At 34.1% G+C, this 16,683-nt stretch carries 20 protein-coding genes; 1 reads left to right on the top strand and 19 read right to left on the bottom strand.

Going from position 1 to position 16,683, the window contains the following annotated elements; all coding sequences use genetic code 11:
* Window positions 1–35: 35 nt before the first annotated feature.
* From B9Y54_RS11005 to dapG, 13 genes are all read right to left on the bottom strand, one after another.
* A complete protein-coding gene (locus B9Y54_RS11005; protein ID WP_085560279.1) occupies window positions 36–419 on the bottom strand; it encodes a DUF3397 domain-containing protein in 384 nt (127 codons plus the stop codon).
* 230 nt (window positions 420–649) lie between these two features.
* Window positions 650–829 (bottom strand): 50S ribosomal protein L32, encoded by a 180-nt coding sequence (gene rpmF / locus B9Y54_RS11010; RefSeq protein WP_085560280.1) that lies wholly within the window; start codon window positions 827–829, stop codon window positions 650–652.
* Window positions 830–901: 72 nt separating this feature from the next.
* The gene (locus B9Y54_RS11015; protein ID WP_085560281.1) at window positions 902–1,462 is read right to left on the bottom strand and encodes a YceD family protein; all 561 of its coding nucleotides are present in this window, start codon (window positions 1,460–1,462) and stop codon (window positions 902–904) included.
* A 127-nt stretch (window positions 1,463–1,589) separates the two neighbouring features.
* Complete coding sequence (locus tag B9Y54_RS11020; protein ID WP_085560282.1) at window positions 1,590–2,786, bottom strand: nucleotidyltransferase; 1,197 nt, start codon at window positions 2,784–2,786, stop codon at window positions 1,590–1,592.
* A 14-nt stretch (window positions 2,787–2,800) separates the two neighbouring features.
* Window positions 2,801–4,570: a DNA helicase RecQ gene (gene recQ, locus B9Y54_RS11025; RefSeq protein WP_085560283.1), complete on the bottom strand. Its 1,770-nt coding sequence runs from the start codon at window positions 4,568–4,570 to the stop codon at window positions 2,801–2,803.
* 126 nt (window positions 4,571–4,696) lie between these two features.
* Window positions 4,697–5,431 carry a class I SAM-dependent DNA methyltransferase gene (locus tag B9Y54_RS11030; RefSeq protein ID WP_085560284.1) on the bottom strand — a complete coding sequence of 245 codons (735 nt, stop codon included), beginning with the start codon at window positions 5,429–5,431 and terminating at the stop codon, window positions 4,697–4,699.
* A gap of 6 nt (window positions 5,432–5,437) precedes the next feature.
* Window positions 5,438–5,794, bottom strand: a complete 357-nt coding sequence (gene rsfS, locus B9Y54_RS11035) for a ribosome silencing factor (RefSeq protein WP_085560285.1) — start codon at window positions 5,792–5,794, stop codon at window positions 5,438–5,440.
* 10 nt (window positions 5,795–5,804) lie between these two features.
* The gene (gene yqeK, locus B9Y54_RS11040) at window positions 5,805–6,413 is read right to left on the bottom strand and encodes a bis(5'-nucleosyl)-tetraphosphatase (symmetrical) YqeK (RefSeq protein ID WP_420836092.1); all 609 of its coding nucleotides are present in this window, start codon (window positions 6,411–6,413) and stop codon (window positions 5,805–5,807) included.
* Window positions 6,394–7,050 carry a nicotinate-nucleotide adenylyltransferase gene (locus B9Y54_RS11045; protein ID WP_420836094.1) on the bottom strand — a complete coding sequence of 219 codons (657 nt, stop codon included), beginning with the start codon at window positions 7,048–7,050 and terminating at the stop codon, window positions 6,394–6,396. Before B9Y54_RS11045 ends, yqeK begins: the two co-directional genes overlap by 20 nt.
* Before the next feature lie 20 nt (window positions 7,051–7,070).
* Window positions 7,071–7,391: a ribosome assembly RNA-binding protein YhbY gene (yhbY, locus tag B9Y54_RS11050; RefSeq protein ID WP_085560287.1), complete on the bottom strand. Its 321-nt coding sequence runs from the start codon at window positions 7,389–7,391 to the stop codon at window positions 7,071–7,073.
* 42 nt (window positions 7,392–7,433) lie between these two features.
* Window positions 7,434–8,564: a ribosome biogenesis GTPase YqeH gene (yqeH, locus tag B9Y54_RS11055; protein WP_085560288.1), complete on the bottom strand. Its 1,131-nt coding sequence runs from the start codon at window positions 8,562–8,564 to the stop codon at window positions 7,434–7,436.
* Window positions 8,542–9,087, bottom strand: a complete 546-nt coding sequence (locus tag B9Y54_RS11060; protein WP_085560289.1) for a YqeG family HAD IIIA-type phosphatase — start codon at window positions 9,085–9,087, stop codon at window positions 8,542–8,544. Before B9Y54_RS11060 ends, yqeH begins: the two co-directional genes overlap by 23 nt.
* A gap of 115 nt (window positions 9,088–9,202) precedes the next feature.
* Window positions 9,203–10,405, bottom strand: coding sequence for an aspartate kinase (dapG, locus tag B9Y54_RS11065; protein WP_085560290.1), 1,203 nt, complete (start codon window positions 10,403–10,405; stop codon window positions 9,203–9,205).
* Between the two features lie 199 nt (window positions 10,406–10,604).
* Between dapG and B9Y54_RS11070 the strand changes: the two genes are divergently transcribed.
* A complete protein-coding gene (locus B9Y54_RS11070; RefSeq protein WP_085560291.1) occupies window positions 10,605–11,249 on the top strand; it encodes a copper homeostasis protein CutC in 645 nt (214 codons plus the stop codon).
* Between the two features lie 137 nt (window positions 11,250–11,386).
* Here B9Y54_RS11070 and B9Y54_RS11075 read toward each other — a convergent pair whose 3' ends face one another.
* The 6 genes from B9Y54_RS11075 to B9Y54_RS11100 all read right to left on the bottom strand — a co-directional run bounded on the left by B9Y54_RS11075 (window position 11,387) and on the right by B9Y54_RS11100 (window position 16,642).
* Window positions 11,387–11,620, bottom strand: a complete 234-nt coding sequence (locus tag B9Y54_RS11075; RefSeq protein ID WP_085560292.1) for a YkuJ family protein — start codon at window positions 11,618–11,620, stop codon at window positions 11,387–11,389.
* A 145-nt stretch (window positions 11,621–11,765) separates the two neighbouring features.
* A complete protein-coding gene (locus tag B9Y54_RS11080) occupies window positions 11,766–13,058 on the bottom strand; it encodes an acetamidase/formamidase family protein (protein ID WP_085560293.1) in 1,293 nt (430 codons plus the stop codon).
* Window positions 13,059–13,213: 155 nt separating this feature from the next.
* A complete protein-coding gene (locus B9Y54_RS11085; RefSeq protein ID WP_085560294.1) occupies window positions 13,214–14,089 on the bottom strand; it encodes an NAD(P)-dependent oxidoreductase in 876 nt (291 codons plus the stop codon).
* Between the two features lie 175 nt (window positions 14,090–14,264).
* Window positions 14,265–15,986 carry a phosphoenolpyruvate--protein phosphotransferase gene (ptsP, locus tag B9Y54_RS11090; protein ID WP_085560295.1) on the bottom strand — a complete coding sequence of 574 codons (1,722 nt, stop codon included), beginning with the start codon at window positions 15,984–15,986 and terminating at the stop codon, window positions 14,265–14,267.
* Entirely contained in the window at window positions 15,986–16,252 is a 267-nt protein-coding gene (locus B9Y54_RS11095; RefSeq protein WP_085560296.1) for a phosphocarrier protein HPr, read from the bottom strand. Before B9Y54_RS11095 ends, ptsP begins: the two co-directional genes overlap by 1 nt.
* A 189-nt stretch (window positions 16,253–16,441) precedes the next feature.
* Window positions 16,442–16,642 (bottom strand): hypothetical protein, encoded by a 201-nt coding sequence (locus B9Y54_RS11100; protein ID WP_085560297.1) that lies wholly within the window; start codon window positions 16,640–16,642, stop codon window positions 16,442–16,444.
* Window positions 16,643–16,683: the final 41 nt, after the last annotated feature.

Raw genomic sequence — 16,683 nt, forward strand, 5'->3', positions numbered from 1 at the left:
AGTAGTAAAATAGATTAAAAAATCTATCTTACTACTTAAAAAATCATTAGATTATTTAAAATACTAGCTCCCACTAAAAAATAATACGTGAACAAAGAAAAAATAAATACAAAGCGCCAATAAGTTCGAAAAAAACGGTTGTAAATAATCTCCCCTTTTTTATAGGCTAAAAAAATTGCAATAATCATACCTAAACTAAATAGAATAATTAGATAGTAAGGAAAAATAGATATTTCGAAAACTTGTATACTTAAAATCTGAATGCCCATCATCAAGTACGGGACCATTAAATCTGCAAGCTTAATTCTAATTTCTTGATTTTGAAAATGACGATTAATGCTTTTACCAAAAATATATAATAGTAAAATTGGTATAATATAAAGAACGATATCTGCTAGCTTAAACATAGATCCATTCATGGCAATTCTCCTTTCAATTAAAATAATAATTTAGGTTTTTAAGCAAATTCGTTATTCGAGTTGTTTTCTCAGTTGATCTCTTATTCAATTTACACTAACTTTATATTCTTGTATACCTATAATATATTTACCATCATTAAATTAATCCTGTGTATTATTTTTTTAAAGCAAAACACCCTTGAGCCATGGTCTCAAGGGTGTTTTAATGTTATCTCAACATAATGTTAGTCTTATGCTTCTTTGCTTACTACTTCTTTTCCATCATAATGGCCACATGCTGCACAAACGTGGTGACTTTTTTTCAATTCACTACAGTTAGGACATGCATTCATGCCAGGCACTTCTAATTTAAAATGCGTACGGCGTCTGTTTTTCTTAGCTTTTGATGTTCTTCTTTTTGGTACTGCCATTCTCTACACCTCCTTAAATTTTCTTCTGTTCTTGATTTGCTTGTTCGAAAAGAGGAGATTTAAACTCTATTCTCACTTCTTATCATCAGATTCATCTTTAAATAAATCTTTTAAACCGGCAAAACGAGGGTCCAATGTTTTAGCTTTTTGTTCTGCTTTTTCTGATGTAAAATCATCTTCAGACATCACAACCCAATCGTTTCCACTTGGCATTTTATTTTCCTTTACTTCTTCTTCAGTAAAAACTTGAATCGGAATATTTAACAAAACCGCGTCTTCAATTGCTTCAGATAAATCGACCCAATCATTCTCTAGTTGAATAACCGTTCCTTCATCCTCGTCAGTTTCGCGACTTGCTACATTTTCTGGAATATAAATCTCGTCTACCTCTAATGATAGAGGTATCAATACTGGTTCTAATGACCTTGCGGAAGGCAGTGTCACATCTAATGAAACAACCATATGAAGCAAGATCTCGTTTTCTTGAACAATTAGATTTCCTTCCAAAAGAATAGGCGATACATCTAAAATTTCTTTTTCTCTCTTCAACAACGATTTTTTCAAATCAACTGTTTCGGAAAAAATAAGCGGTTCAAAGCGGTATTTTTGCAATTCGTTTAATGACCATTTCATTTTCCATCACTCCTAAAGCAACAAAGATAATTATACTAGTCTAACATACCTTTGTCAACGTATTTTACCTTACACTGAAAAGCTTGTGATACATGCTTTCATGTATCTTTTCATAAGAAATTAAAAATTAAGTTATTATTATTGGTTGTCTTCGATAATCTTGTTGTCGCATGTTATTAGTATAACCTAAATTATAAATATCACCTGCTTTAATATCTAGTTCCCATAAAGAAGCGTTCTTTTTATTAATATGATTGAGTATTGGTAAATCCACTATTTTTTTCACTCCGTTTAAATAAGTCTGACCGATTTTATTAAAACCTAATAGATGAATAGCTTTCGGTGAGTCTAATTGTGGATTTATTTCACTTTTTTTCATATTTAATAAAATATAGACACATAATCGTTGCAACCTAACCCAAGTATAACGTTTATTTTTTACTAATGAAATAAAGTCTTTGAAATTTTCGGCTTCTTTCACTTTTTCTTTTAACCGATATTCAATGCCTTCTTTCATTTCATAAATTAATTGTAATTCTTTTATCGATTGATTTATTAATTGGTATTTGAGAAACGGCCAATAATTTTCCCAAGTTACCCACTCTGCTACTGATAATAAATTCTGACTAGATTCTGGCATCACTTCTTTTAAGATTTCTAAAGAATTTTTTTGGTCCAAACTGTTTGTTAATTCTACGCGGATAGCAGTAGCACTAGCTCTCTTTTGGTTTTCCACGATGTCTTTGTCATGATATTCAGCTTCTATTCGTTTTATAGGAACTAATGCCATTGGATTAGAATAGTTAGCATTCTCTTTTGCATAGGCTAAACCTAGAATTGTATTAGGAGAGGATAAATTTAATTGTGTTTCTGGAAGTAATTTTTTCATAATTTGGTCCATTTGAAAAGCGTAACTCGATCCATCATTTTTCAACTCATTGAAGCGTTCTTCTATTTCTGATTTTTTGTGCTTAAGCTTATCCGTTAACTCATAATAATCAGCAGTTTTACCAGTCTCAGCTCCAAAGCAAAAATTTTGACAGCCTAATGAATGAAGCAAGGCTATTCCTCCTTTAGCGAAGAAATCAGCAGGTTGCACACTAAAAGAAACTGGCAACTCAATCACTAAATCCGCTCCATTAAATAATGCCATCTGTGTTCTAGTCCACTTATCTACAATCGCAGGCTCTCCCCGTTGCAAAAAATTACCACTCATTATGGCAATAATAACATCAGCATTTGTTTTTTTTCTTGCTTGTTGGATATGATAAAGATGGCCGTTATGAAATGGATTGTATTCTACAATAACACCGCAACTTTTCATTTTTCATCCTCACTTCAAATTGTACTATTTTCTTCTTTCAGAGCTTCTAGAAAAACTGAACCATATTTTTCTAGTTTATTTTCACCAACACCTTTAACTGATAGGAGTTGATTTTCAGTTTGAGGCATCAATTGACACATTTGACGCAGAGTCTCATCTGAAAAGATAACATAAGGTGGCACTTTCTGCAATGTTGCTAGCCCTTTTCTTATTTCTCGTAAACGGTCAAATAAACGGTCATCAATAGCTACTTTGTGAGCTTTTTGAGCTTGCTTACGTGTGACGCTGCTTTTGCCTTTCAATACTAATGCACCTTTTTCAGTAATTTTTAATAAAGGGTATTGCCCATCTGTTGGAGTTAAATATTTTTCTGCTGTTAAATAGTCAATGAGCTGCGTGACTTCTTTTTGTGGCATTGCATTCATTAGACCATAGGTTGATAGTTCTTCAAATTTCCAATGTTTGACCTTTTGATCTTTTGAACCAGTTAAAACTTTCATAACCATAGACTTCCCAAAAGTTTCTCCCATCCGCTTAACACAAGACAACACTTTTTGCGTATCTTTTGTAATGTCCATTGCTTCTCGTTCATCTAAGCAATTGCTACATTGGCCACATTCCTTACATTCATCACCGAAATAGTGAACAATATAGCATTGCAAACACACTTGTGTTGAAGCATATTGAGCCATTTCTCTTACTTTTGTATATTCTAACTTTTTATGCTCGTCATCCATATCTGATTGTTCAACAAAATAATATTGAATCTGTACATCTTGTGGTGAAAACAATAAAATCGCATCACTTGGTAACCCATCACGACCTGCACGGCCTGCTTCTTGATAGTATGCTTCAATATTTTTTGGTATTTGATAATGGATAACAAAACGAACATTACTTTTATCTATTCCCATTCCAAAAGCATTTGTTGCTACCATCACCGTTATTTCATCATAAAGAAATTTCTCTTGCCACTCATTTCGCTCAGTTTCCTTCATCCCACCATGATATTTACCAGCTGGTATTTTTTTTGATTGTAGCAATTCGAAAATTCGCTCGACCTCTTTGCGGGTACTTGCATATATAATGCCGGATTGGCCCTCATTTATTTTTAAATAATCTAATAAATAACGGTTACGCTCTTGTCCTTTGACAACTTGAAAGGCTAAGTTATCACGAACGAATCCAGTATTAACGTAGTTTTCTTCCTCTATATTTAATAAATGAAGGATATCGCTAGATACTACTGGTGTTGCAGTTGCTGTTAAGGCTAAAATAGTTGGTCGATATGAAAAATGTTGAATCGTCTCGCATAAAGACAAATAACTTGGTCTAAAATCATGTCCCCACTGTGAAATACAGTGTGCCTCATCGATTGCAATAACTGAAACTTTAATAGCTTGCATCAAATAAAAAATTTCTTCTGTTTGAAATCGTTCTGGAGCCACATAAACTAATTTATACTCGCCATTACTAGCACTTCTTAACCGTTCATTCATTTCTTGAAGAGATAGAGTACTATTTAAAAAGGTTGCAGGTATACCTAGTTCTGTTAGAGCATCTACTTGATCTTTCATTAAAGAAATCAAAGGAGAAATAACAATGGTAATTCCTTCAAATATTAGTGCAGGAATCTGGTAACAGATTGACTTTCCGCCACCTGTTGGCATAATAGCTAATGAATCTTTTCCGTCTAAAACATTTTCAATTACTTCCAATTGTCCAGATCTAAATTCATCAAATCCATATATCTCTTGTAACAATTGTCGGGCTTTGTCTAGCATTGGTTAACCCTCCGTTTTTTATTATTTATCTTTAGTACAGTAAAAAACAGAAAAATCAGTTTCGATTCTCCTGTTTTTTCTTCACTCAGTCTACTTTTACTTGACTCAACCAAATTGATTAGCTTGCTATTTGGTACATGCAAAAAACCAACGTATAGATTTTTTTTCTACCTCAGAATCACCAAAATCAGAAAAAACTTCAATAGAACTAAAACCCGCTTGTTTAAGCATATCACAATAAGCTTCCAAAGGATATGTTCGTTCTTTATGTGTCTCATCAAAACGTTCATACAAGTCCTTATCTTCATTGTATACAAAAAAAGTTAAATCATGTTCAATAGAATGAGGCTGTTCACCTGAATAACTTTGCCAAAGAAAACTAATTTCTTCTGATTGATCATTATACATATACCCAGGAAAGACTTCATCAACTTGATAAGTGGAATGCACATCAAAAAGAAATTTGCCGGTTTTAGTTAAAGTCTTAGCTACTTCTTTGAAAACAGCTAAGACAGCTTTTTCATCTGGCATGTAGCAAATAGAATCTGAAAAACAGGTTACTACTTCAAATTCTCCTGCTTCAGATAAATCTAACATATTACCTTCAATTAAAGGTAACTGAACGCCATTTGTTACGGCTCGTTCATTTGCAAGACTAAGCATATTTGGAGACAAGTCTAATCCAGTTACATTATACCCTCTTTTTTTCAATGTCACTGCTAAAGCCCCAGTACCACAAGCTAATTCCAATAATTTCTGACCATTACTTTGAAGATGCAGATCAACAAAATGACCCCATCGCTCATAAAGTGTGTCATCCATAATCGCATCATAGACTTGAGCAAAAGTTTGATAACTCATTTTTTCTTAAACCATCTCTGTGATGTCAACTAATGGTGCATCACTCCATAATTTTTCAAGATTATAGAATGCGCGCTCTGAATAATGGAAAACATGAACGACAACGTCACCTAAATCAATTAATAACCATTTTGCTGAATCTCTACCTTCAACGCGTTTTACTTCAAAACCTTGTTTATGTGATTGACTAATAATTTCATCCGCAATAGCTTGAACTTGTTTTTCACTATTTCCATGCATAACAACAAAATAATCTGCTAAAATGGATACTTCTCTAACGTCCATTGCCATAATATCTTCTGCTCTTTTATCGTCTGCAGCCTTTACTACTAATCCTAATATTTTTTCGCTTGTTGCTGTCATGTTGTTCCTCCTAATTTTTCGCTACCCACGTATTATACGTTTCAATAGCCTTTGGATAAATCTTTCTTTGTTTTAAAATTAAATACTGTAGTGTACGGGCTGTTTCAAATGAAACTGCCTTAGCTAAATCACTTTTTGCTAATTTTCTAGCTTCATCTACACCAGGAAAATCACGACCAGGCTCAATATAATCAGCAACATAAATAACTTGTTCCAATAAACTCATGTTAGAAGAGCCAACTGTATGATGACGGATAGCATTTAATATTTCTTCATCTTTTACACGCAACTCTTTTTTTGCTAGAATTGCCCCTACTGGACCGTGCCAAATTTCGCTGCCATATTGTAATAAGTCTAAATCTAGATTCGCACTAATGATTAAATCGTGCATCTCTTGTAAATCTCTTTCCTTAGCATAATCATGGATTAAAGCAGCTATGCTTGCCGCTTCAATTGAAGCACCATATTGTTGTGCTAATTCTACTGCAACTTTTTCAACACCCAGTACATGTTCAAAACGTTCCTGGCTCATCTGTAGTCGCACCTTATCTAAAAGTTCGGCTCTAGTGAATGGAATATAATCCTTGCTGTATGATACATTAGTTGATTTTATCATCATTTTGATACAATCCTTTCTCATGAATGTATTCTAATGTTTGATCTGGAATCAAATACCGCACGGAACAATTCATTTTTAATTTCTCTCTCAATAGGGTTGAACTGATATCTATGGATGGGATGTCTACCCAAATAATAGGATAATCGGTTATGACTGCATATCCAGGGCGGTTTACTCCTACAAACTGTACTAAATCAATTAACTTGTCAATTTTATGCCACTTAGGCAAATAGTCAACCATGTCTCCACCGATGACAAAATAATAATCTATATCTGGATTTTTTTCAACTAATTGAACCATTGTATCGTAGGTAAAACTTTTTCCACCACGCTCAATTTCAGCTCGTTCAACATCAAAATAAAGATTGTTTTGGATAGCAGCTTCTACCATTTCTAATCGATAGGACGCAGGAATCGCTTTTTTTCCGTTACGATGCGGAGGATTAGCACTAGGCATGAAGTAAAGTTTATCTAAATCAAGTTTTCGGCAAACTTGATCTGCGATTATTAAGTGACCAACATGAGGTGGATTAAACGTACCGCCTAAAATACCTACTTTTTTTCGTTCAATTTCCAAAGAGATATCATTCGTTAAGCCCTTTGTTTGATTAAAAGAAACTGTTTGCCTTCTCAAAATAATCACCTTTCTTTACACAATTATTGGTTTCTTTTTTTTGGTACTTGTGCTGATATGCGTCGGTATTTTTCTTGTGTTGAAGGCTGAAATAAAACAATTACACGACCAATGATTTGGACAGCTGTACAGCCTAGCTCTGATTCAATTTTGTTTGCTACTTCTTGAGCTGTTTCATCTGTATTTTGTAGCAAGCTTACTTTTAACAATTCTCTTTTTTCAAGAGCTTCACCTATTTGAACAATCACTTCTTTATTTAAACCATTTTTCCCAATTTGAAAAATAGGGTTTAAATGATGTGCCTTACTTCTCAAAAAACGCTTTTGTTTTCCTGATAAATCCATTTTTTCACTCCAATTGTATCGATTTCTCGATTCTAATTTTTATTAAATTAACGATTTTCTTATAATAACGTCGACGCCTTTTGGAGCCCATCCTGCTACTATCGCCCCAGGTTCATTAATGGTGACCCATCCCAAGCCAGCAAAAACAATATCTGCTTTTTCTTTAGCTGTAAATTCAAAACGAACTAATTCTGGAAAGCTATCAACTTCATCTTCACGAGGAGGCTGCAATAATTTCCCTACTTGTTTTTGATACAATTCATCAGCTTTTTCTAATTTAGTTCTATGAATTTTCAAGTCATTGGAAGTAAAGCAAGTAAAAGATCTTCTCTCACCTTTCAAGTAATCAAAGCGTGCTACTCCACCAAAGAACAACGTTTGTCCTTCATTTAATTGATAAACCATTGGCTTTATTTCTTTTTTAGGCGCAATTAATTTCAAATCCTTAGCTCCTAGAACATGAGCCATTTGATGACGATGGATAATTCCGGGAGTATCTATTAAAAATTTCCCATCTTCTAAAGGTATTTCAATTCTATCTAATGTTGTTCCTGGAAATTGAGAAGTGGTAATTAAATCTTCCACTCCTGCAGTTAGATTAATGATTTGATTAATCAATGTTGATTTCCCTACATTTGTTACTCCAACTACAAAAACATCACGACCTTTACGATGGTTTTCAATAATGGCTAGTAAATCTTCCATTTCTTTAGGTTTAACCGCACTTGTTAAAATAACGTCTTGTGGACGCAAACCTTCCTCAAATGCTCTTTCACGTAGCCATTGGGTCATCTTACCTCGTTTTAAAGACTTTGGTAGCAGATCAACTTTATTCCCTACTAAAAGAACAGGATTATTCCCAACAAAACGGTGAAGCCCTGGAATCATACTACCGTTAAAATCAAAAATATCAATGACATTTATAATCAACGCATCTTTTGTGCCCAATTCATTTAGTAATTTCAAGAAGTCATCATCTGTTAGATTTACATCTTGAATTTCATTGTAATGACGTAATCTAAAACAACGTTGGCAATAGACTTCATCTTTTTCTAATCCTTTTTTCAGCGCAGAATCTGGTGTGTAACCAGATTTTTCTTTATCCGTTGTTTGGATAATTGCTCCACAGCCAATGCACCGCAGTGCTTCTTCATTCATTAATTCTTTCGTCATGTAATGACTTCCTCCATCTCATGTTTGGATCTTTTTTAATCAAGTAATTCATAATATGCAATTCCATATAACGATTAAGCTTCGTGTTCCAAGCATCACTATCAATAATGGGTTTAACTAGTACTGTACGTATGCCGGCTAGATTAGCGCCCCATATATCGGTCATAATCTGATCTCCGACCATCAAAATATCTTCTTTTGGAAGATTTAATTTTGCTTCTGCTTTTTTGAATCCAATAACTGTTGGTTTTATCGCTCTTGAAACATATTCCAAATCTAAAATTTGAGCTACTTTTTTAACACGAGGTGCACTATTATTTGATAATACAATAACTGGGATACCGGCATCTTTCATTACTTGGATCCACTCTATCAGTTCCTGTGTACCATCAGGGTTATTCCAAGCAATTAATGTATTATCTAAATCCGTTAAAACAGCTTTTATGTGTTGTTTTTTTAATTGTTCTGGTGTTAGATGATAAATCGCATCTATCATCCATGTTGGTTTGAATATATTTAGCATAATTTCTCCTTACTCATTAAAATAGGAGTACTCATCCAGTACTCCCTCTAGTTTACTATCTAGCTAATTATACGTTAAAAACATGAAATAGCAATCAAACCCAAATGTTTTTAGCCTACTTCTCATTTTCTAAAAAAGCAGTATGCAAGGAATTAACAGCAACTTTTAAATCAACCTCCGCTACTAAAATCCAAATAGTTGTGTAACTATCTGCTGATTGGTGAATAGATACCTGATTATCTACTAAAGTTGTTACAATTTTTGAAACAATTCCTGGGACACCGGTGATACCTGCTCCGACAATTGCAACCTTCGCACAATTTTCTATAACTGAATAAGAGACGGCTAGTTTTTCAAATAAACTTCGAGCATTCTCTAAAGCTGTTTGTGGCAGTGTAAAAATAATTTGATTTGGAAAAATATTAATGAAATCAACACTAATATCTCTTTTAGCTAACAAAGTAAAGATTTTCTCTTGCATTACGGGATCAGCCTCAACTCTAAATTGTACTAAATTTGGAACATGAGCAATTCCAGTAACTAAACGGTAATGTTCTATTTGACTTTGGATATGAGTGACCAACGTTCCTGTATTTGTGACAGGTTGGTGGGTTGAACGAATTCGTAGTGGTATTCCAGCTTGCATTGCAATTTCGACAGCTCTAGGATCAATCACTTTTGCTCCTTCATGCGCCATATTGCTGACCTCACGATAACTAACAACTTCTAAAAATTGTGCATGATCAACTAAACGAGGATCTGCAGTCATCATCCCTGAAACATCTGTAAAAATATCAATACTTTCAGCTTCAAAAGATGCTCCTAAGAAAGCTGCTGTTGTATCACTCCCACCGCGACCAATTGTTGTAATGTGCCCATTTTCACTTATGCCCTGAAAACCTGTTACAACAACCACATCATTAAACTTAAAATGACGGGTAATAGCAGTTTGATCAATTCTCTTAACTTTAGCATTACCAAAATCTTCATTCGTTACAATCCCAGCGTCTTGACCTGTTAGACCAACAGCTGCTATCCCGTTTTTCTTTAACCCATTTGTGAAAACAGCTGTCGAAATAGTTTCTCCTACCGAAAGCAACATATCTTTTTCACGTAAATCTAAATAGCTGCGGTTTCCACCAATTAGCGAAAGTAATGAATCAGTGGCATAAGGATCTCCTAAACGCCCAATCGCTGAAACAACGACAATTACTTTATATCCTAAAGAAATAGCATGAGCAATATGTTTTTCTGCAGCTGCACGGCTATCTTCATCTTTAACAGATGTCCCACCAAATTTCTGAACTAAAATTTTCATTAGATACCATCCTTTAGATTTAAATCTTTTAGTGAATTTTTTTTAATTATATTATTTCAATTAATTATTTATATTTTAACTGTTCAGTTTTATTATAACGAAGACTTAGCCATTATTCAATAAAGTGATGGAAGGTAAACTAATTTTATTTTTCGTGGTATACTTTAAAAAATTAGTTGAGAAAATGGAGAGTGACAGAATGTTTCTAAAAGAAGTTTGTGTTGAAAATTATACGGTAGTCCCTTCTGCAATTGCCAAAGGAGCAACTCGAGTCGAACTTTGTAATTACTTACCTAGTGGTGGAACAACTGTCAGTAAAGGGGTCATGCAAGAAACCTTAGCTTATTGTAGCGAATATTCCGTTCCAGTAATGGTTATTATTCGTCCACGTAGCGGAAATTTTGTTTACAATGATACTGAATTAAAGATCATGGGCTATGATATTATCGAAGCTAAAAATCTTGGAATTGATGGCATTGTAGTCGGATGTTTAACTGAAGAGAACTGGATAGATGAAGATGCTATGGAACAAATATTAGAAGAATCATACGGCCTACAAACAACTTTCCATATGGCTTTTGATTCTATACCAAAAGATCGACAGTTTGAAGCGATTGATTGGTTAGTTGAACACGGTGTAGAACGCATTTTAACACATGGTGGAGTAGCTAATCACTCTATTGAAATAACATTGCCACGCTTAAAAGAATTAGTCGATTATGCTAATAACAAAATTATTATTCTTCCCGGAGGAGGGATAACCGATAAAAACGCTTCGCAAGTTATCGAGTTCTTGGGAATCAATGAAGTCCATGGGACGAAGATTGTAGGAAAATTAGCTTAAAGTAAAAAAAGAATTTCTACTAGGTATGCTGAAATTCTTTTTTCGTATTCTATTATTTACATTACTTTTAAACGACTATGCTAAGTTAATAAAAATAAAGAACAAGCTTAGTTAAACTAGCTTGTTCTTTATTTTTATCAATCTTGCAATAATTCAAAAATCTCAATTGCAACTAAATCTAAATCATCAAATTGATAAACTTGACGTGTTGAGCTATCTTCTAATTCAAAGGTAGTTGTCTTAGCATCATAGGAAATCAGGCAACGCTCATTGCCTTCTTTTTCGAATCTACGTACTTGGACTTCACTATCTTTGTCTTCTAGCATAGCTTCCAATCGGCGAATGATTGCCTGTAATTGTGAAGGTTTCATGATCTCATACCCCTTTCAAACTTGGCTCAGTCACTATTTTAACAGATTTTTCTTTAAAAGACAGCAAAGTTATCTTTTTTTCTCAATTTATTTTAAAATAACATTTGTTTCATTTTAAAATATAATCATTTATCTTGTTAGATTATCAATTGTATTGCTTTTCAATTACTTCGAGTAACCCTTTAGACTGTAAATATGATTTTGGAGCTAAAAAAGTAACTGTAACCATACCTGGATGACGACCTATTTCAACTGAGCCTGTTATAGTTGCACGATTCATCACTTCAGGAACAGTTATCTCAAATAGGTTTGCTGCTCTTTCAAGACCATTAGCTGTTGCTCTATTCAAATCAGCTCCGCTTCCGACAAACGAAATAGGGTAACTCTCTTCTATCTCCTCAACTTTCCAGACTTTACTAAGTGAACTTGCTTGTTGTTTCTCTTCTTCAGTAAAAGGTTGAGCTAGATACGGAAGATCTTCTCTAACAGGCAGCAAAATAGGTCCACCTATTGTTATATTTTTTAACACATTTACTTGTAGATTAACAATTCCTGACACATCTGCTGTGTGACCTGCAATTTCCCCGTTGCCTTGCATTGCATGCATATCACCTAAATAAATTCCTCCACCTTCAACTTTCACCGGACAAATTAAAATAGCTCCAGTTCTAACACGGTTGATATCCATATGACCATCTGTTCGATCTTCTAATTCTAGTTCAGTCATACCGTAGTCATGTGGTGCGCCAAGCAAAAATTGTCCAAAATCGCCTGCATTATGCGAATCAGGAAAAGCTCTTGCTGGTGTTGTTCCTAGTTGCCCTAAAAAAGGTCTTAATCGTGCAATGACGCCAGGCATATCATGCGGAGCGAAGGTTAAAATTGAATTCTGAATAGACGCTTCGGGTGTATTCATATACCGTCTACCATCTTTTGCTACCATTTCTGCAGCTTGTTTATTTAAAGTTAACCCAACACTTTTATTATCGTCAAAAGCCATTGAATAAGCATGCGTAAAAACAAACGGCGTGATATCAGCATCACAGTTGGCACAATGGACCGCTTTTTCACCAATTCCTTTTATAATTGATTTCGGATTAACAATGCCACAACTAGGACACTTCGCATCTACAAATGGATCGCCAGTGAAACGTCCACCAACTGGCTTATCGTTTCCAGAACCAGTCACTGTAGAGGTAATATCGATATTTTTGATATGAATAGCAATTGCGTCTCCAACTTCTGCACCTTCGACGTAAACAGGCTTAGTTACTTCATGTCCCCCCTTTAATTCAGGAGTAATCATTGGTCCCCAACAGCCTGGTGGTGTATTCGCTATGATAAATCCACCGTCTTTCACAAAATAATCCATCGGTTTATTAGGATCGAGAATACCATTTGTAAATTGATCCACGTAAACTGTCTGTTTAGCTTTCATTTCTAATTCCTCCTATATAGTTAGTTGTTTCATTCTAACTAGCTATTATTCTTTTTTAAAAATAGCGCTCTCATTATTTCGTTAAATTAAAGAGAGATACTAACTACCTCTCCTTTAATTTATATCTATCACTGATTTATTCATTCTACTGTTTCTTATCTATTTCCTTCAGCCCACCATAATTTAATAAATGCTTGAGTCCCATCATTTCCATGTCCATCAGTTTCAAGTTTCTCATATAAATGTTGAGCTAACGTTGTAAAGGGTAAATCGATAGCCAATTTTTCCGCCTCATTTAATGCGATATTTAAATCCTTCACAAAATGTTTTATAAAAAATCCTGGAGAAAAATCTTCACTTAAAATACGCGGACCGTAGTTTACTAATGACCAGTTATTTGCACTACCTCCGCTTACCGTGTCAATAACCTTTTCTAAATTCAGGTTGGCTGCCTGCGCATAAACTAACATTTCTGTCAGTCCTGTCATCGTACCTGCTACCATAATCTGATTAACCATTTTTGTATGCTGACCCTTACCTGCGGAACCTTGTAAGTTAACTTTGCTTGAAAATACATTTAAGATTGGCTCGATATTATTAAATACGTCTTCATCTCCACCAACCATAACAGTCAGTGCCCCCTTTTGTGCTCCTAAATCTCCACCAGATACCGGTGCATCTAGTACGGCTATATTTCTTTTTCTTCCTTCTTCATACAATTTAACTGCTAAAGTAGGTGTACTAGTAGTCATATCAATCAGAATATGATCAGATGTAGCTGTTTTAAAAATTCCATTTTCCCCTAAGTATGTCTCTTCAACATCATTAGGGTAGCCTACGATTGTAATAACCACTTCACTTTTTTCGGTAACTGCTGCAGGACTTTCATACCAAGTAGCTCCTAAAGAAATTAATCCATCTGTTTTACTTTTTGTTCTATTATAAACATTTACCTCATAACCAGCTTTCAATAAATGCTTGACTATGGAACTACCCATTACACCTGTTCCAATGAACCCAATTCTTCTCATTATTTAAAATACTCCTTTCTAATAATTACTGCCCTTAGTATAACATTTTCAGATAAAAGTTTAATATATTTTGATTCGCATACTTTCTTATTTTAATTTCAATAAATTGTATTTTTATTATTCTAAAAAAACAAAATAAAAAGCCGCTGAAATTATAAATTTCAACGGCTTTTTATTATTTTGTGTATTCTGTAACTAAACTAACAACTTCTTCAGCTGTATCACAATCATTGATTGCTTTATCTGCTAATTCTGCCATTTTAGTTGAGTCTAAACGTTTCATTAAACTACGTGTTTTCAAAATGCTTGACGCACTCATAGAAAACTCATCAAGTCCTAATCCCATTAATAATGGAACAGCAGTTTGATCTCCAGCCATTTCTCCACACATACCTGTCCATTTACCCTCTTTATGAGAAGCATCAATTACACCTTTAATTAAACGTAAAATTGATGGATTGTATGGTTGATATAAATAAGAAACTTGTTCATTCATGCGGTCTGCTGCCATAGTATATTGAATCAAATCATTGGTTCCAATACTGAAGAAATCTACTTCTTTAGCAAATTTATCGGCAAGTATAGCTGCAGCTGGGATTTCGATCATAATACCAACTTCAATATTATCTGAAACAGCAATGCCTTCATTTTTCAAGTTTTGTTTTTCTTCAAGCAACATAGCTTTAGCTTTACGGAACTCTCCTAAAGTTGCAATCATTGGGAACATGATACGTAATTTACCAAAGACAGAAGCACGCAATAATGCACGCAATTGTGTTTTAAACATATCTGGTTCTGCTAAACAAATATGGATTGCACGGTATCCTAAAAATGGATTCATCTCGTGAGGCAAAGTTAAGTAAGGTAGTTCCTTGTCCCCTCCGATATCCATCGTTCTAACGACAACAGCTTTGTCACCCATACCTTCTAAAATCGTTTTATAAGCTTCAAATTGTGCATCTTCAGTTGGAAAGTCAGGTGAATCCATATAAAGAAATTCAGTACGGTATAAACCAATGGCTTCTCCACCGTTTTCTTTAACACCAACTAAGTCTTTAGGTGTCCCAATATTAGCAGCTAATTCAATGTGTTTTCCATCAGCAGTATAGGTTTTTTCATTTTTCAACTTATTCCATTCTGCTTTTTGATTTTCAAATTGATTTGCTTTTTCTTCGTAAAAGGAAATATCGGTTTCATTTGGATGAACTAATACGTCACCTTCTAAACCATCAACAATAATGACATCTCCTTCTTCAACTAAGTCTGTAATAGACTTAGTCCCAACGATTGCTGGGATTTCAAGAGAACGCGCCATAATTGCTGAGTGAGAAGTACGTCCACCAATATCTGTGACAAAAGCTTTAACATACTTACGGTTTAATTGAGCTGTGTCACTTGGAGTTAAGTCATGTGCGATAACGATTACTTCTTCATCAATCAATGCTGGGCTTGGTAATCTTACCCCTAGAAGATGACTTAATACACGCTTGGTAACATCTTTAATATCGGCAGCACGTTCTTGCATGTAAGGATTATCCTCCATACCTTCAAAGACACTGATAAACGTATCTGTGACTTCTTTAAGTGCGCTTTCAGCATTTACTTTATTGTCGCTTATGTTGCTTTCGATACTCCCAATTAACTCAGGATCAGAAAGAACCATTAAATGTGCATCAAAAACTTGAGCTTCTTTTTCGCCTAAAGCTTTAACAGCTTTAGCACGAATCAGCTCAAGTTCTTTAGTTGCTTTATTCAAGGCATTTTTTAAACGGTCTATTTCTGAATCAGAATCATCAACTGAGATTTTGTCGAAAGATAAATTGGGCTCAACAAGAAGATAGACCTTTGCTGTAGCAATGCCATCGCTCGCTGCGATCCCTTTTAATTTTTCAACCATTACTCAGCTAAACCTTCTTTCTTCATTGTCTCTTCAATACTTGAAATTGCTTCTGCTTCATCAGTACCATTTGCACTAATAACAACTTCTGCACCTTGGCCAACGCCTAATGACATTACACCCATGATAGATTTTAAATTTACAGATTTACCTTTATATTCAAGATTAATATCTGAATTAAATTTGCTAGCTGTTTGCACCAATAAAGTTGCAGGACGTGCATGAATCCCTGTTTCAGCTATTACGTGAAAATCGCGTTTTTCCATAATGTTTGATCTCCTTTTAATAAAAAAAATTTTATTAAAGTTTTTTCTAAGTAGTTATTGTCTAAACACTTTTACATAAAGAACGCACTACTTAAAAATAACTTTTTCTTCTTTATAATGTTACCATTTTAAACAAGATTCTACAACTACTTTCTATCTTTTCTTTGTAGAATTTCGTTTATTACTCATTTAATCAATTGATTTATACTGATAACTAACCTCACCATAATGGTTTGCCGTACCAATAAGTGAATTTTTTTTCGGATGATTTAACCAGATTTCTCTAAATATCATAAAATCTTCTTTTTTTATAAATATTTCGTCTGTCTTTCCACTAATCAATTTTTCAATATTTTCTGTAATTTGGCTACTATCCATCTCAGATATCATTTCCCCTCTAAAGTGAAAGCATATTTATTAAGGACTAATTG

It is taken from the genome of Carnobacterium iners, from assembly GCF_900177385.1.
Taxonomy (GTDB): domain Bacteria; phylum Bacillota; class Bacilli; order Lactobacillales; family Carnobacteriaceae; genus Carnobacterium_A; species Carnobacterium_A iners.

What these genes read in the sequence shown, in the direction of transcription:
- B9Y54_RS11005 (WP_085560279.1), bottom strand. Translation starts at nt 419, where the DNA reads ATGAATGGATCTATGTTTAAGCTAGCAGATATCGTTCTTTATATTATA.
- rpmF (WP_085560280.1), bottom strand. Translation starts at nt 829, where the DNA reads ATGGCAGTACCAAAAAGAAGAACATCAAAAGCTAAGAAAAACAGACGC.
- B9Y54_RS11015 (WP_085560281.1), bottom strand. Translation starts at nt 1,462, where the DNA reads ATGAAATGGTCATTAAACGAATTGCAAAAATACCGCTTTGAACCGCTT.
- B9Y54_RS11020 (WP_085560282.1), bottom strand. Translation starts at nt 2,786, where the DNA reads ATGAAAAGTTGCGGTGTTATTGTAGAATACAATCCATTTCATAACGGC.
- recQ (WP_085560283.1), bottom strand. Translation starts at nt 4,570, where the DNA reads ATGCTAGACAAAGCCCGACAATTGTTACAAGAGATATATGGATTTGAT.
- B9Y54_RS11030 (WP_085560284.1), bottom strand. Translation starts at nt 5,431, where the DNA reads ATGAGTTATCAAACTTTTGCTCAAGTCTATGATGCGATTATGGATGAC.
- rsfS (WP_085560285.1), bottom strand. Translation starts at nt 5,794, where the DNA reads ATGACAGCAACAAGCGAAAAAATATTAGGATTAGTAGTAAAGGCTGCA.
- yqeK (WP_420836092.1), bottom strand. Translation starts at nt 6,413, where the DNA reads ATGATGATAAAATCAACTAATGTATCATACAGCAAGGATTATATTCCA.
- yhbY (WP_085560287.1), bottom strand. Translation starts at nt 7,391, where the DNA reads ATGGATTTATCAGGAAAACAAAAGCGTTTTTTGAGAAGTAAGGCACAT.
- yqeH (WP_085560288.1), bottom strand. Translation starts at nt 8,564, where the DNA reads ATGACGAAAGAATTAATGAATGAAGAAGCACTGCGGTGCATTGGCTGT.
- B9Y54_RS11060 (WP_085560289.1), bottom strand. Translation starts at nt 9,087, where the DNA reads ATGCTAAATATATTCAAACCAACATGGATGATAGATGCGATTTATCAT.
- dapG (WP_085560290.1), bottom strand. Translation starts at nt 10,405, where the DNA reads ATGAAAATTTTAGTTCAGAAATTTGGTGGGACATCTGTTAAAGATGAA.
- B9Y54_RS11070 (WP_085560291.1), top strand. Translation starts at nt 10,605, where the DNA reads ATGTTTCTAAAAGAAGTTTGTGTTGAAAATTATACGGTAGTCCCTTCT.
- B9Y54_RS11075 (WP_085560292.1), bottom strand. Translation starts at nt 11,620, where the DNA reads ATGAAACCTTCACAATTACAGGCAATCATTCGCCGATTGGAAGCTATG.
- B9Y54_RS11080 (WP_085560293.1), bottom strand. Translation starts at nt 13,058, where the DNA reads ATGAAAGCTAAACAGACAGTTTACGTGGATCAATTTACAAATGGTATT.
- B9Y54_RS11085 (WP_085560294.1), bottom strand. Translation starts at nt 14,089, where the DNA reads ATGAGAAGAATTGGGTTCATTGGAACAGGTGTAATGGGTAGTTCCATA.
- ptsP (WP_085560295.1), bottom strand. Translation starts at nt 15,986, where the DNA reads ATGGTTGAAAAATTAAAAGGGATCGCAGCGAGCGATGGCATTGCTACA.
- B9Y54_RS11095 (WP_085560296.1), bottom strand. Translation starts at nt 16,252, where the DNA reads ATGGAAAAACGCGATTTTCACGTAATAGCTGAAACAGGGATTCATGCA.
- B9Y54_RS11100 (WP_085560297.1), bottom strand. Translation starts at nt 16,642, where the DNA reads ATGATATCTGAGATGGATAGTAGCCAAATTACAGAAAATATTGAAAAA.